Source organism: Iodobacter violaceini (assembly GCF_011601265.1).
Classification (GTDB): domain Bacteria; phylum Pseudomonadota; class Gammaproteobacteria; order Burkholderiales; family Chitinibacteraceae; genus Iodobacter; species Iodobacter violaceini.
Genome location: NZ_JAAOLX010000010.1, coordinates 137,539 through 151,325 on the forward strand (window position 1 = coordinate 137,539; position 13,787 = coordinate 151,325).

Annotated in this window: 11 protein-coding genes; 6 read left to right on the forward strand and 5 right to left on the reverse strand. The window is 48.7% G+C overall.

Going from position 1 to position 13,787, the window contains the following annotated elements; translation table 11 throughout:
• Positions 1 to 63 precede the first annotated feature (63 nt).
• A complete protein-coding gene (gene tyrS, locus HA050_RS17845; protein ID WP_166829186.1) occupies positions 64 to 1,329 on the forward strand; it encodes a tyrosine--tRNA ligase in 1,266 nt (421 codons plus the stop codon).
• 69 nt (positions 1,330 to 1,398) lie between these two features.
• Here tyrS and pssA read toward each other — a convergent pair whose 3' ends face one another.
• Complete coding sequence (gene pssA / locus HA050_RS17850) at positions 1,399 to 2,742, reverse strand: CDP-diacylglycerol--serine O-phosphatidyltransferase (protein ID WP_166829189.1); 1,344 nt, start codon at positions 2,740 to 2,742, stop codon at positions 1,399 to 1,401.
• A 120-nt stretch (positions 2,743 to 2,862) separates the two neighbouring features.
• On the reverse strand, positions 2,863 to 4,071 hold the full coding sequence (gene pncB, locus HA050_RS17855) for a nicotinate phosphoribosyltransferase (protein ID WP_166829192.1): 1,209 nt from the start codon (positions 4,069 to 4,071) through the stop codon (positions 2,863 to 2,865).
• A gap of 312 nt (positions 4,072 to 4,383) precedes the next feature.
• On the opposite strand from pncB, the gene HA050_RS17860 reads away from it, so the two are divergent.
• From HA050_RS17860 to fabI, 4 genes are all read left to right on the forward strand, one after another.
• The gene (locus HA050_RS17860) at positions 4,384 to 6,552 is read left to right on the forward strand and encodes a DUF3141 domain-containing protein (protein ID WP_166829195.1); all 2,169 of its coding nucleotides are present in this window, start codon (positions 4,384 to 4,386) and stop codon (positions 6,550 to 6,552) included.
• A 12-nt stretch (positions 6,553 to 6,564) separates the two neighbouring features.
• Complete coding sequence (locus HA050_RS17865) at positions 6,565 to 7,953, forward strand: bifunctional enoyl-CoA hydratase/phosphate acetyltransferase (RefSeq protein ID WP_166829198.1); 1,389 nt, start codon at positions 6,565 to 6,567, stop codon at positions 7,951 to 7,953.
• Positions 7,954 to 7,967: 14 nt separating this feature from the next.
• Positions 7,968 to 9,149, forward strand: a complete 1,182-nt coding sequence (locus HA050_RS17870; protein WP_166829201.1) for an acetate/propionate family kinase — start codon at positions 7,968 to 7,970, stop codon at positions 9,147 to 9,149.
• A gap of 75 nt (positions 9,150 to 9,224) precedes the next feature.
• Positions 9,225 to 10,013 (forward strand): enoyl-ACP reductase FabI, encoded by a 789-nt coding sequence (gene fabI / locus HA050_RS17875; RefSeq protein ID WP_166829204.1) that lies wholly within the window; start codon positions 9,225 to 9,227, stop codon positions 10,011 to 10,013.
• Positions 10,014 to 10,120: 107 nt separating this feature from the next.
• Here fabI and HA050_RS17880 read toward each other — a convergent pair whose 3' ends face one another.
• On the reverse strand, positions 10,121 to 11,479 hold the full coding sequence (locus HA050_RS17880; RefSeq protein ID WP_166829207.1) for a glycerophosphodiester phosphodiesterase family protein: 1,359 nt from the start codon (positions 11,477 to 11,479) through the stop codon (positions 10,121 to 10,123).
• A gap of 216 nt (positions 11,480 to 11,695) precedes the next feature.
• Here HA050_RS17880 and HA050_RS17885 point away from each other — a divergent pair, with 216 nt between their 5' ends.
• The gene (locus tag HA050_RS17885; RefSeq protein WP_166829210.1) at positions 11,696 to 12,712 is read left to right on the forward strand and encodes a transporter; all 1,017 of its coding nucleotides are present in this window, start codon (positions 11,696 to 11,698) and stop codon (positions 12,710 to 12,712) included.
• A gap of 20 nt (positions 12,713 to 12,732) precedes the next feature.
• On the opposite strand, the gene HA050_RS17890 is transcribed toward HA050_RS17885, so the two are convergent.
• The gene (locus HA050_RS17890; RefSeq protein ID WP_166829212.1) at positions 12,733 to 13,479 is read right to left on the reverse strand and encodes a CHAD domain-containing protein; all 747 of its coding nucleotides are present in this window, start codon (positions 13,477 to 13,479) and stop codon (positions 12,733 to 12,735) included.
• A 37-nt stretch (positions 13,480 to 13,516) separates the two neighbouring features.
• Positions 13,517 to 13,663 (reverse strand): hypothetical protein, encoded by a 147-nt coding sequence (locus HA050_RS17895; protein ID WP_166829215.1) that lies wholly within the window; start codon positions 13,661 to 13,663, stop codon positions 13,517 to 13,519.
• Positions 13,664 to 13,787: the final 124 nt, after the last annotated feature.

Below are 13,787 nucleotides of genomic sequence, written 5' to 3' on the forward strand. Positions count from 1 at the left end.
TTCAAGATTTGGGTTTAAAAATCTATATCAGATTCAAATAAAACAAACCGGAGCAAGAGTGAAATGAATTTAATCAGCGATTTACAAGCGCGTGGCCTGATTGCCCAGCTTACCGATGGCGAAGCACTGGAAAAACGGCTGGCTGAAAAATCCATTACCCTCTATTGCGGCTTTGACCCCACTGCAGACAGCCTGCACATCGGCAGCCTGGTACCGATTCTGGTACTGAAACGCTTCCAGGAAGCAGGCCACAAGCCGATTGCTCTGGTGGGTGGTGCCACCGGCATGATTGGCGATCCCAGCTTTAAAGCCACCGAACGCAAGCTCAATACCCTCGATATTATCGATAGCTGGGTGGGTAAAATCCGCAAGCAGGTTGAGCCTTTCCTGAGTTTTGAAGGCAGCAACGCCGCCATTATGGCCAATAACCACGACTGGTTTGGCAAGATGGATGTGCTGACTTTCCTGCGCGATATTGGCAAGCACTTCTCAGTAAACGCCATGATCAAAAAAGAAGCAGTACAACAGCGGATTAACCGTGACGATTCCGGCATTTCTTTCACCGAATTCACCTACAGCCTGCTGCAAGGTTACGACTTTGTAGAGCTGAATAAACAACACGGCTGCGAGCTGCAAATTGGTGGCTCGGATCAGTGGGGCAATATCACTGCGGGAACGGACCTTACCCGCCGCATGAATCAGCAACAGGTGTTTGGCCTGACCATGCCACTGGTGACTAAATCGGACGGCACTAAATTTGGTAAAACTGAGTCAGGCACCATCTGGCTGGACGCGAAAAAAACCTCGCCTTATAAGTTTTACCAATTCTGGCTAACCACTGCCGATGCGGATGTGTATAAATTCCTGCGCTACTTCACCTTCCTCAGCACCACAGAAATTGATGCCATCGAAGCGGCTGATATTGCAGCAGCGGGTAAGCCGGAAGGCCAGCGCATTCTGGCCGAACAAGTGACCACCCTGGTGCATGGTGCAGATGCCGTAGTTGCAGCACAACGCATCAGCCAAAGCCTGTTCTCGGAAGACCAAAATTCACTCACCGAGAGCGATTTTGAGCAGCTGGCACTCGATGGCCTGCCGCATATTGAAATCAATAAAGATCAGACCGGCCTGCTGGATGCGCTGGTAGCGGGCGAGCTGGCTACTTCCAAAAGCCAGGCCCGTGGCTTTATTGAAAGCGGCGCGGTAATTATCAACGGCGCCAAAATCAATGACGTAGCTTATAGCATGAGCGATGCAGACCGCCGCTATGGCCGCTACACCCTGCTGCGCCGTGGTAAGAAAAACCATTGTCTGGTGATCTGGAAATAAGCTGAATAATATTCAGACAATAAAAAACCACGGCAATCAAACCGTGGTTTTTTATTAGGTGCGGGCAATTTACAGCAATCTGGAAATTAATCTGTCGGCCCTGAAGCGTGATAAGCGGGTCAGCAGTTTTTTAACCGGCGGCGGGTAATCCAGCACGGTTTCCAGCTCGCGGTAATAGGCAATACGCGTGGTGTTTTTAGCAATTTCAGCTTTTTCCTGCAGCAATTGATCTTTTAATTCATGTTTTGGATCATGAATTAAGAGTGCATTTTCCAGGTCCAGACTGAAGGCACGCGGGTTCAGATTATTGCCGGTAAGCAAAATATAATCGTCATCAACCCAAATCCCTTTCAAATGGTAGCTATGCCCCGGATCATTCCAGAGCATAAGATTCAGCTGGCCACGGTGTATATCAAGCTGATGCACTTTGGCAAAGCGGCGTAAATGCGTTTCGTATAAATACGGCAACGCACCAATGGTTTTAAATGGCTCGCTTTCCGGGATATAAAAATCATTGGCTTTTTTCTCGCCAACAATAATATCGACCTTTACGCCTTTTTGCAGCAAGCGGTTTATTTCTTTAATCACTGTGCGGGGCAAATTAAAGTAAGGCGTGCAGATTTGCACATGATGTTTTGCCGCACCCAATAATTTAATAATCAGGCGATTAAGCGGATTACGCTTTCCAACCCCCACCACTGGGGTAATACCCAGGCCAGATACCTCATCCTGCGCATGATGCGTTGCATAATGAGCTGATTTAAGCCGCTGACGGAACTGACGAATATCCGGGCTGATTTGCTTTGTACCGGGAATGGGATCTAAATCCAGACGATAAACAGCGCTGCTATTGAGGAATTCGGTCTGCAAATAATTAACCATACTATCGGCTAATGCAGGATTTTTAATTACATGATACCGGTCATATCGATAGCGCTCGCCAACATGCAAATACACATTATTTAAACTGGCTCCGCTATAAACCACGGTATCATCAAAAACAAAGCCTTTCAGATGCAATACGCCAAACAGCTCACGTGTTTGTGCAGGCACGCCATAAATTGGCAGATTAAGATCATGCTTTAATCGCTCTTGCTGGTACCAGGCAGCATTGCCTGCCTGTGCACCCGCACCAATCAGCCCACGCTGCGCTCGGTGCCAGTCCACAAAAATACGGATATCTAATTCAGGGCAGCGCGCACGGGCCGCGTAGAGCGCGTCTAAAATCTGAGCGCCAGCTTCATCCTGCTGCAAATACAACGCAGCAATATAGATCCGGGTTTGTGCCCCGGCGATCAGCTCCAGCAGCTTTTCGCGAAAGCTGTGCGTTGTCAGCAGGGTTTGAAATTGTGCCGGATCCTGAGCAAAACGCGGCAAAGAAGCCAGATATGAACGATTAGTTTCAAAAAGCATAAATGATCTGCAAAAAGCAGAGTGACCTATCAAGCGGATTGAAGCCTGCTATCTTAGCACTATGCTTTATAAGAAAGGAGGTGTATTAATTGCCAGCAAGCATATTTCAATGCATATCGATTACTGGCGGCTTATTTGGAAAACATCACAGAGGTAATTAAGGAAATTTTCATCTTCACACATTCCTTTACCCGCCGTATCACTCACTTTAGCCACAGGCTGTCCATTGCATGAAACCAACTTCATCACAATTTGTAAAGGATTCTGCCCGCAATCATTCGATAAATGCGTGCCTATGCCAAAACCCGTACGTGTGCGCGGCGCAAAATGCCGGTAGAGGGCAATCGATTTATCTAAAGTTAAGCCATCGCTAAATACTAATTGCTTGGTGCCATAATCTATATTCATTTTTTTGTAATGAGCAATCACTTTCTCGCCCCATTCAAACGGATCGCCCGAATCATGGCGCAATCCATCAAATAGTTTGCAAAAATATAAATCAAAATCACGCAAAAAAGCGTCTGTCCCTACCACATCCGTCAGGGCAATACCCAGATCACCCCGGTATTCCCGCACCCAATGCTCCAGCGCATTTGTTTGAAAATCACGCAAACGGGATCCAAAGCATTGAAAGGCCTGCATATATTCGTGTGCCATCGTGCCAATGGGCGTTACACCATATTGCATCGCCAATAAAACATTGCTGGTACCGCGAAAATAGGGGCTGGCCTCTTTAACCAGTAAACCAACCATTTCTGCATGCCATACGCGGGAAAACCGGCGGCGAGTGCCAAAATCAAAAAATACAAACGGGTTAGCTGGCATTGCCTGCTGCGAAAGGTTTTTTAATGTTGCTAATTTTGCCTGCAAATAGGCCCGGCCCGTCGCCAATGCAGGCCCGGCCGGAAACTGCCGGAAATAAACTTCATTCACAATCGACAGCACATAGATTTCAAACAACATGCAATGCAGCATGGGGCCGGCAACACGAATATCCAAAAGATCCGGATCAGTTTCAGAAACAGAAATACTGATAAACCGCCGCTGTAACTGAAACAAGCGCAAGAAATCAACAAAATCAGATTTAATAAACCGCAATTTACCCAGATAGGCTAATTCTGACTCACTAAAGCGTAAAGAGCAGAGATGATCAAGCTGGGCTTCTATTTCATTTTTCAATAATGCCAGAGACGATACCGGTGTATTCCGGCATTTGAATGCGTAAATAGCTTGTGTTTCTGGCTGGTGATGCAGAATTTCTTGCATCATCGTAAATTTGTAAAGATCTGTATCCAATAAGGATTCGATCACCGGCATAAAGCCACGCATGAAAACTCCATTGCAGAAACAAGCCATTTAAATAATATCTAAGGCGCGGGCTTTATCATCAGCCCTGAATGCCACAGTAAACGACGTTACTAAAGCCCGCGTCAAGCATAACCGGCCAACAATAAATCACACTCTTTTTATATTACGGCACAAGAATACACAGTTTAAAGCATACATACTGCTGTCATGTTTTCCATTTAGCTTGTCAGCATCATTATCCTTATTTACTATCTGCCGGGCGTTTCTTTACCTTATTAATCATTAACTTACAAATACTGCCTATTTCAACATTTTCTTACAGCGAGTGGTGCAATGACTCAAACGACCTTTCCGTCCCCTTTGTCCCTGTTGGAACAAGCATGGGAATATTGTGTAGACACCACTCAGCGCTCAGCCCTTTTTCTCGATGTGATGCGGGAGCGGGGCAATATCTCCATTGCCCATGCTCAGAATGGCAAACCTCCGCTGCTCGCTTTTGATTATGAATTACTCATTGATGGGCGGGATCTGAGCCAGCCATGCAACTATATGCTGCTGCGCGTACTTTCCCCGGCAAAAATTAAGGCAGATGAGACAAAACGCCCCTATGTCATTATTGACCCAAGAGCGGGCCATGGTGCGGGGATCGGTGGCTTTAAAGCAGATTCTCAGGTTGGCGTAGCATTACGGGCCGGGCACCCTGTTTATTTTGTGGGCTTTTATCCTGATCCGGTGCCTGGCCAGCGCCTGCAGGACGTTATGCAAGCCGAGGCGCACTTTATTGAAGAGGTAATCAGACGCCACCCCAAAGCAAGCGGTAAACCCTGCATTATTGGTAACTGCCAGGCGGGCTGGGCCGTTGCCGGGCTGGCTGCTTTACGGCCGGAAATCATGGGCCCCATCGTGCTCAACGGGGCACCGCTTTCTTATTGGGCGGGTTCTGATCAGCAAAACCCAATGCGCTATGCAGGCGGCGTAAATGGTGGCTCCTGGCTGGCCGCATTAACTGCGGATCTGGGAGGCGGGGTGTTTGATGGCGCTCACCTGGTTAAAAACTTTGAAAACCTGAACCCGGCCAATACGCTGTGGGGCAAGCCTTACCATTTATACGCAAATATCGATAGCGAAGCTCCGCGCTATTTAGAATTTGAGCGCTGGTGGGGCGGACATTTCCGGATGACGGGCAGTGAAATAGAAGCCATCGTTAATCAACTTTTTATTGGCAATAAACTGGCCAGCGGGCAAATTCAAACGCCCGATGGCAGCAGCCTAGATTTACGCAAAATCACCTCGCCCATTATTGTGTTCGCCTCATGGGGAGATGATATTACCCCGCCAGCGCAGGCTTTAAACTGGATTATCGATATCTATGGCGACGAAAGTGCCATTGTGGAAGAAGGCCAGATTATTGTTTATCTGCTGCATAAAGACGTGGGCCATCTGGGGATTTTTGTAGGCGGGAAAGTGGCCCGCAAGCAGCATGCAGAGCTGGTGAATGTGATGGATATGGTTGAAGCCCTGCCCCCGGGCTTGTACGAAATGGTGATTGATGCAAAAACGGCTGATTTACCCTACTCAGAGCTGGAGCAAGGCGACTACACGGTCAGCTTTGAAACACGAACCATAGAGCAGCTGCGCCAGGTTGACCCGGATACCCGTGAAGATGAAGCCATTTTCAGTACGGTGGCACAGGTTTCTGAAATAAACGATGCCATTTATAAAAACACCCTGCGCCCTGTTTTACAGGCTTTAATCACACCTGAAATGGGCGAATGGTCGCGCAAGCTCAACCCGGATACTTTAAAACGCTACGCTTACTCCGACTTTAACCCGCTGATGGCCGGTGTGGCCTTGCAAGCCAGTCAAATCAGGCAATACCGCCAGCCTGCACCGGCAGATAATATTTTCCTGAATTTAGAAAAACAAACCTCCGGGCTGATTATTGATGCACTGAATACTTACCGTGATTTACGCAATGCCACCACGGTCAGCTTTGTTAAAACAGTTTATGGCCCTCTCGGATTAGGCGCATTCTTTCCGCCTGCAGCCCCTGTTGAAGAAAAAGCGCGGGAAGTTGCAGAGCAACGCTTAGATACCTTAAAAGCAGATGCCGGGCCGCAATTTGAAACGGGCGGGTTTACGGAGGGCCTTGCCCGTCTGTTTGTGCTTGCCATGCACCACAGCGGCGGAATAGAGCGCCGCTCTTTCCTGATTGGTGAATCCATCAAAGCCAGCTTGCAAGAAATCGATCCCGCTCAGTGGCGTAAAGCGGTTGAAGAGCAAACGCTGCTGATTACACTGGATAGCGCACGCAGCCTTGCCACCCTGCCTAAACTATTAAAAACCTTAGCAGAGCGTAAACGCGCACTGGAAATCGTCGGCACAGTCACTATGCTGACACCTGAGCTTGAAGATGAAAACTCCCCTCTCGCCATTAAAGCTAAAGAGTTGCTGGGGGTTAAGACCAGCCGGGCAAAAACAGCTGCAAAGAAAGTTTCATAGAGGCATGAACGCATGATCACCTTACAAAACCGCTGTTTTGATGAGATAGAAATTGGCGACTACGCCGGCATCCAGCACACGCTGGCCATGCGGGATATTCAGCTGTTTGCCACCGTAGCCGGGGATTTCAACCCCACACATCTGGAGGCCGCTTTTGCAAGTAATGCAGGGTTTAGCGGTGCCACAGCCCCTGGTATGTGGCTGGGAGCACAGGTATCCGGCATTTTAGGCAGCCAGTTACCAGGGCCGGGTACGGTTTATGCGGGGCAAAGCCTGCAGTTTCACACTGCCGCTATTTTAGGCGACACGCTGGAAATCAGTATCACCGTCCGGGAAAAATTTCCTGAAGACCATACCATCAGCTTTGATTGCCTCTGTCTGAATCAGCATGGTCAAACGATTATGACCGGCGTCGCCAAAGTCGTCGCCCCCACAGAGAAAATCACCCTGGTTCGCCCTGATGCGGGGCTTGTGAGCGTACAGACTCATAATGCGTTTGAGCTGTTGCTGGAGCGCTGCGACAAGCTGCCAACCTTTAGTGCGGCGATTGCTCATCCATGCGATGAATCCTCACTTAAAGTTGCCATTGATGCCGCTGCACAGGGCCTGTTGCAACCTGTTCTGGTGGGGCCGAAAAACAAAATCCTCGCCGTAGCAGAGCAATATGGTTTAAATATTGCGGGCTTACGTATCGAAGATGTACCACACAGCCACGCCGCCGCCAGCAGGGCCGTTGAGCTGGTCACCAGTGGTGAGGCGCTTATTCTGATGAAGGGCAGCCTGCATACTGACGAGCTGATGAGTGCAGTCGTAAAAAGCAGCCTGCGTACCGAACGCCGTATCAGCCATGTTTTTATTATGGATGTGCCGACTTACCATAAAACACTGCTGGTAACCGATGCCGCAATCAATATCTACCCCGATCTGCTGGATAAGCTCGATATCTGCCAGAACGCCATTGATCTTGCCCATGTGCTTGGCATTGCCAAACCTAAAGTGGCGATTTTATCGGCCGTTGAAACCATTAACCCTAAAATTCTGTCCACGCTGGATGCCGCCAGCCTGTGCAAGATGGCCGACAGAGGGCAAATCACAGGCGCAGTCCTCGATGGCCCGCTCGCCTTAGATAACGCCATTAGCTATGAATCAGCCCGTATCAAAAAAATTGAATCTATAGTGGCAGGTGATGCAGATATTTTGCTTGTACCCGATCTGGAAGCAGGCAATATTCTGGCCAAACAACTTACCTTTATGAGCAATGCCGATGCAGCCGGAATTGTATTAGGGGCAAGAGTGCCAATCATACTGACCAGCCGGGCGGATAACGATCGCACCAAACTCGCCTCGTGTGCCATTGCCTGCATCATCACCAATGCACACAACAGCCCACCCCCTTGCTGATAAGGATGAAAGCGATGACGAAGGCCATTCTGGTTTTGAACGCAGGCTCATCCAGCCTTAAATTTGCTTTGTTTGAATATGAAGCCGCCAGTGATCTGCATCTGATGGCTCAGGGCCAGGTTGAAGGCATAGGAACCAAGCCACACTTTGTGGCTAAAGATCATCACAAACAAATCCTTGCTGATGAGCTATTAACCGCCAGTGATATTGATCATGCCTATTGCCTGCAAACCATCGGCAACCTGCTGCGCAGCAGATACGCCAATCTTAAGCTGCTGGGTGTTGGCCACCGCGTAGTGCATGGCGGCGCTCACTACGCCGCCCCTTTGCGGCTTACCCCCGGCACAATCAGCGCACTGGAGGCACTCACGCCACTAGCCCCCCTGCATCAGCCCCATAATCTGGCAGCCATCCGTGCAGTAGCAGAGATACGCCCGGATTTGCCCCAGGTGGCTTGTTTTGATACGGCCTTTCACCGCAGCCAGAATCAGATTAATCAGCTGTTTGGCCTGCCCTACAATTGTTACGAGCGCGGCATTCGCCGCTATGGCTTTCATGGGCTCTCTTACGAATATGTGTCTTCTGTGCTCATGCAGCAAGAGCCAGAGGTTGCTGCAGGAAAAGTCGTGATTGCTCATCTGGGCAATGGAGCAAGCATGTGTGCCATACAAAATGGCAAAAGCGTAGCCAGCAGCATGGGCTTTACTGCGCTGGATGGCCTGATGATGGGCACACGCACCGGCAATTTAGATGCAGGCGTAGTTTTGTATTTGCTGCAGCAGGAACAACTCAACATTCAGCAGGTAGAAGAGCTATTGTATAAACGCTCCGGCTTGCTGGGGCTTTCCGGCATCAGCAGTGATATGCGTGTACTGCTCGACAGCCCGGAGCCACAAGCGGCACTTGCCATTGATTATTTTGTGCACCGGATCAGCAAGGAGCTGGGCTCCCTGGCTGCGTGTATGAATGGTCTGGATGCGCTGGTTTTTACTGCTGGCATCGGAGAAAACAGCGCGCTTATCCGTCAGCGTGTGTGTGAGCAGGCTCAGTGGCTGGGCATAGAGCTTGATGAGCACGCAAATGAAGCACATGAGTTCTGTATCAGTGCGATAGACAGCCCCGCTACGGCATGGTTAATTCCTAGTAATGAGGAACTCATGATTGCCCGGCATACTCGAACCCAGCTAGGGTTGTGACCGAGCGCCAAAAGCAATTTACCAGAGCCTGCCATCACCTTGGCTCCATCTGAACCAAACTATGAAGGACGCAAGATGACCCAACTCAGTATCTCCCCCCATGAAACACTGGCAGGTAAAAAGGGCATTATCATCGGCATCGCAAACCAGCATTCTATTGCCTACGGTTGCGCAAAAGCTTTTCAGCAAAGAGGTGCTGAGCTGGCCATTACCTATATCAATGAAAAAGGCCGCCCCTTTGTAGAACCACTGGCTACCGGGCTTGGGGCTTCACTCTTTCTGCCTTTGGATGTGCTGCAGCCGGGGCAAATGGACGCCGTCTTTGAAGAAGTCCGCAAAAAATGGGGTCGCCTGGATTTTGCCATCCACTCGATTGCCTTTGCCCCCAAAGAGGCCCTGCATGGCCGTGTCGTCGATGTCACCGAAGCAGACTTCCATACGGCAATGAACGTCTCCTGCTACTCCTTTATCGAAATGGCCCGTCTTGCTGAACCACTGATGGATAAAGGCGGCACACTGTTTGCCATGAGCTATTACGGCGCAGAAAAAGTAATTAAAAATTACAATATCATGGGCCCTGTAAAGGCTGCCCTGGAATCGGTCTGCCGCTATACGGCAGCAGAGCTTGGCCCAAAGGGGATTCGCGTGCACGCTATCTCCCCCGGCCCGCTAAAAACCCGTGCGGCATCAGGCATCGCAGAGTTTGATGAGCTGCTCGATAAAGCAGCTGCCGAAGCACCAAGCCGCTCACTGATCAGTATCGAAGACGTGGGTGCAGCCTGCGCTGGCCTTGCTTCAGACAGCGCCAAACTGATTACTGGCGGCACCATCTATATTGATGGTGGCTTTCATATTATGGGCTGATGCATACAGGCCCTGTTCCACGTGAAACGGCTTTGCTGCAATAACAGCAAAGCCGTTTTTTTGGGAGCCTGTAAATTTAAGGCTCCCTTTTATCCTGCAAAACAAGTTTAACGCTTCATTTCTTTCAGATAAGCCGCGCGTGCAGCAAAGGCGGTGCCCGAGAAATCAGCAAAAACGCCGTCTGCGCCTGCACGGTAATAAGCCAGAAACTCAGCGGACGGGTCTCCTTTATAAACACCAGCCAAACGCTTCGCTTCATCACGGAAGGTATAAACATGCACAAACAAGCCTGCCTTATGCGCATCTGCAATCACGCTGGTCGGTGCAACATTGGTCACTGCAGCTAAACCACTCTTTTCAAGATATGGCACAACCGTGTGCGCCATCACTTGTGGCTTCCATGGGCCGATGCCATCTGCGTAGGTTTTAATTTCTGCAAGACCCGCTGGCGTGAGCATTTCACCAAAATAACGTGCATCACCTGCGACGGTCCAGCTATACGGGCGGCCATCCACAAAATTATATTCATCAGGCTGCAGATAAATCACTTCACCCGTTCTGTAGTTGATATCGTTACCATCAATCAGCTGTACCGAACGGGCTGACATGCCCGCTGCACGCAGGTATTTAAGCGTACCCGGCTCAAAGCTCTGTACAAAGATCGGGGCGGTTTTGCTATTAAGCTTATTGTCATTGATCAGCTTAAGAAAGGCATCTTCAAATGGCCGCTCACCAGTACCGCAACCATTAGCCTTAGCTTGGGCATTATTCCAAACCGGGTTTTTTAGTTCCGGATAAATACTAATGGCACGGCCACTTGTTTTGGCCTTGGCATTAGCAATATCGATCACTTCCTGCATGGTTAAGATGGGGTACTTTCCATTCTGAGCCGTCGCCTGCACACGTTCAGCCGCATTATCATAGCTTGTACCGCCAAACCATTTTTTCAGCTCAGCAACAGTAAAATCAGTAATCGACCAATCATTTATATGATTTTCACCATCGACCACCAAGGCTTTCAGTACAGATTTCGGATCTTTCGGATCAACTAAATCGCTTAAATATTGAGCAGGCCCGCCAAACTTTGCCACATCATACTTCACATTAACTAAAACACCTGGTGTTGTCCGCTTGCGGGCAGCGACTTCCGGCACGCTTTTAGCTACATCAGCCACATTGGTATTGTCGCTTAGCCAAGGATTATGGCGGGCCACCAAAACACAGTCCTTCGTCATATGCAGATCCAGCTCTAAAGAATCCGCGCCTGCATCTGCAGCACCTTCGTAAGCAGGCTTGGTTTCTTCAGGAAATAAGCCCGGCAAACCTCGGTGACCAATAACCAGAGGCGATTGGCCATCCAGCGTTAATAAAGCAGGCTTTGCTGCTTCAGGAGTTACATCATCGCTGCCACCACAAGCGCTTAATGCCAGAGCAAGACTGCAAGCCAGAATCGAAGGTTTGAACATGGTGTATGGATCTGCTGATAGATAAAACACCCATTTTATAAACCATTAATTGCAGTATTAAGTCATCCGCATGACGTATAGATGAATTATTGTAAAGGTCTGCAAACAAGCTAAACCTCTGAACAGAAAGCCCATTTCATGTTTTTAATGCAATAAATAAAAGCTAATATTTACTAAGGCACCTTCCCCAAACCTGTCTTTATATAAGCGGATGCAATGGCAACTAATCTTGTGGGCAATTATGGGTCTGATCAAACAGGCATGATTTGCGGCTATCTTTTTTTACCCGGCTTGCCCGGCAAGCAAATAGAGTCCGGGCAAATCAAGCAATGCCTTGCCAATGCATGCGATGAAACATCTGAGGAATATTTATGGCTGCATTTTAATCTGAGTAATACCGCAACAGAAAAATGGCTTAAATCAAATCTGGCGCTGTCAGAACAATTTTTTGAAACCTTGCATGAAGGATCTCAATCTACACGCATTGAATGCGCAGATCGCAGCTTAATTGGCGTTGTAAATGATGTGTTATTTGATTTTGCTTTTAATGCATCTGATACATCAACACTCTGGATGAGTGCAGACCGGCATTTGCTGATTACGGCCCGCATCAAACCACTGCGCTCTATTGATAAACTGCGCGACCATGTGCGGGCTGGCATCCTGTTTCGCTCTCCCGTAGATTTAATGGTTAATCTATTACGCGATCAAGCCGATGTCTTAATGCAAATCGTACGGGAGGCCGCCACTAAAGTAGACAAAGAAGAAGATAACCTGCTCACGAACCGTCCCAAAATAAAATTAGGTGATTTGGGCGCACTGCGGCGCGTATTGGTCCGCCTGTGCCGCTTGCTTGCTCCGGAGCCAGCAGCTCTTTTCCGGCTGTTAAACAGGCCTCCGGAGTGGGTCAGCCATCACGACGTACAAGATTTACGCCAGTCAACTGAAGAGTTTTCAGCCGTTCTCAGCGATATTGCAGCACTTGTCGAGCGCATTAAATTACTGCAAGAAGAAATAGCCGCCAAGGTCAATGAACAAACCAACCGCAGCATTTATATTCTCACTGTCGTCACTGTGCTGGCCCTGCCCGTCAATATTATTGCAGGCTTAATGGGGATGAATGTAGGCGGCATCCCGCTTGCTCAGCATCCACATGGATTCTGGATAATCGTAAGTATCATTATATTAATTTTAATTCTGGCGGCAGCCTGGGCCTTTCGGAAAAAAGACTAAAGAGGGCGGCCCTCTGCCATTTACAAAATGGCTTTATTCTCCATGACCAATGTTAACCAGGTATTTTGCGCATTTTCCAGAAACGCCTTTTTAATTTTCTTTTCACCCACAAATTGCGCAATTAACTCTGCATCGTGCAATTTGCCAATTGCTGTTTGTGCCTTTTTAAGTGGCAGCTGTAGCTCACTTATTCTTTGCGGCAACCATTGAGCGGCAAGTAAAGAAAGATAACGCAAATGTTTAACAGTCAGCCTTCTCTCATGCCATTCTTCAAGCGAAGGCCGCTTATTTTTTGCGGCCTTATCCAATAACATTGAATAACTTTTAGCCTGCCGCCTAATTCGGCGTTTTAAAACACCACCATCACAATTCTTTATTCTTAAACGGCACTGCTGCAATGTAATTTGCGAAAGTACCGCAAAATCCGGCCCCGCTAAAGCCTCCCGAATCGAAGCCAGGCCTTCATCCAGACTATCAGCCAACGTGATCCTCTCCACCTCGCTCATTTTTCCATCCAAAAGGACGAGCAATACTTCAGCATCCCGCACAGGGCTGGTAAATTGAGCCAAAGCTTTCCAGGCAGCAAGAACCCTGGCATCCAAACGTTTAGATCGTTTAAGTACAACAGGCAGCAAAGAGCGCAAACTGCGTAATGCGACTCGGAAATCATGCAAAGCATGATGATCCTTGCCGAGCAATAAACACTCACGCCCGGCATTTAGCTTGCTTAACTGCACTGCAATAATCTGCAAAAATTGACGTGCCATACACCCTCCATCTGCCACCATTCAGCATTAAGACAGCTTACACGCTTTTAACCATGCAAATTTCTTCCTGCATCAAAAACCAATACGACAGTAAATAACTATTGGTGACATAGCTTTTGTAGGTCGGGTTAGCAGCTTTATCGCGCAACCCAACAAGCAACCCCACTGCCAGTTGCTGCTCCATTTCTTCCGCGCAAAGCAAAACCCCCGCCTCTTTCGAGTACGGGGGTCTTGTTACGGCTTAGGGTGTCTGGCAATGACCTACTTTCACACAGGTAATCTGCACTATCATCGGCGCTAAGGTGTTT

What these genes read in the sequence shown, in the direction of transcription:
- tyrS (WP_166829186.1), top strand. Translation starts at nt 64, where the DNA reads ATGAATTTAATCAGCGATTTACAAGCGCGTGGCCTGATTGCCCAGCTT.
- pssA (WP_166829189.1), bottom strand. Translation starts at nt 2,742, where the DNA reads ATGCTTTTTGAAACTAATCGTTCATATCTGGCTTCTTTGCCGCGTTTT.
- pncB (WP_166829192.1), bottom strand. Translation starts at nt 4,071, where the DNA reads ATGCGTGGCTTTATGCCGGTGATCGAATCCTTATTGGATACAGATCTT.
- HA050_RS17860 (WP_166829195.1), top strand. Translation starts at nt 4,384, where the DNA reads ATGACTCAAACGACCTTTCCGTCCCCTTTGTCCCTGTTGGAACAAGCA.
- HA050_RS17865 (WP_166829198.1), top strand. Translation starts at nt 6,565, where the DNA reads ATGATCACCTTACAAAACCGCTGTTTTGATGAGATAGAAATTGGCGAC.
- HA050_RS17870 (WP_166829201.1), top strand. Translation starts at nt 7,968, where the DNA reads ATGACGAAGGCCATTCTGGTTTTGAACGCAGGCTCATCCAGCCTTAAA.
- fabI (WP_166829204.1), top strand. Translation starts at nt 9,225, where the DNA reads ATGACCCAACTCAGTATCTCCCCCCATGAAACACTGGCAGGTAAAAAG.
- HA050_RS17880 (WP_166829207.1), bottom strand. Translation starts at nt 11,479, where the DNA reads ATGTTCAAACCTTCGATTCTGGCTTGCAGTCTTGCTCTGGCATTAAGC.
- HA050_RS17885 (WP_166829210.1), top strand. Translation starts at nt 11,696, where the DNA reads ATGGCAACTAATCTTGTGGGCAATTATGGGTCTGATCAAACAGGCATG.
- HA050_RS17890 (WP_166829212.1), bottom strand. Translation starts at nt 13,479, where the DNA reads ATGGCACGTCAATTTTTGCAGATTATTGCAGTGCAGTTAAGCAAGCTA.
- HA050_RS17895 (WP_166829215.1), bottom strand. Translation starts at nt 13,663, where the DNA reads ATGGAGCAGCAACTGGCAGTGGGGTTGCTTGTTGGGTTGCGCGATAAA.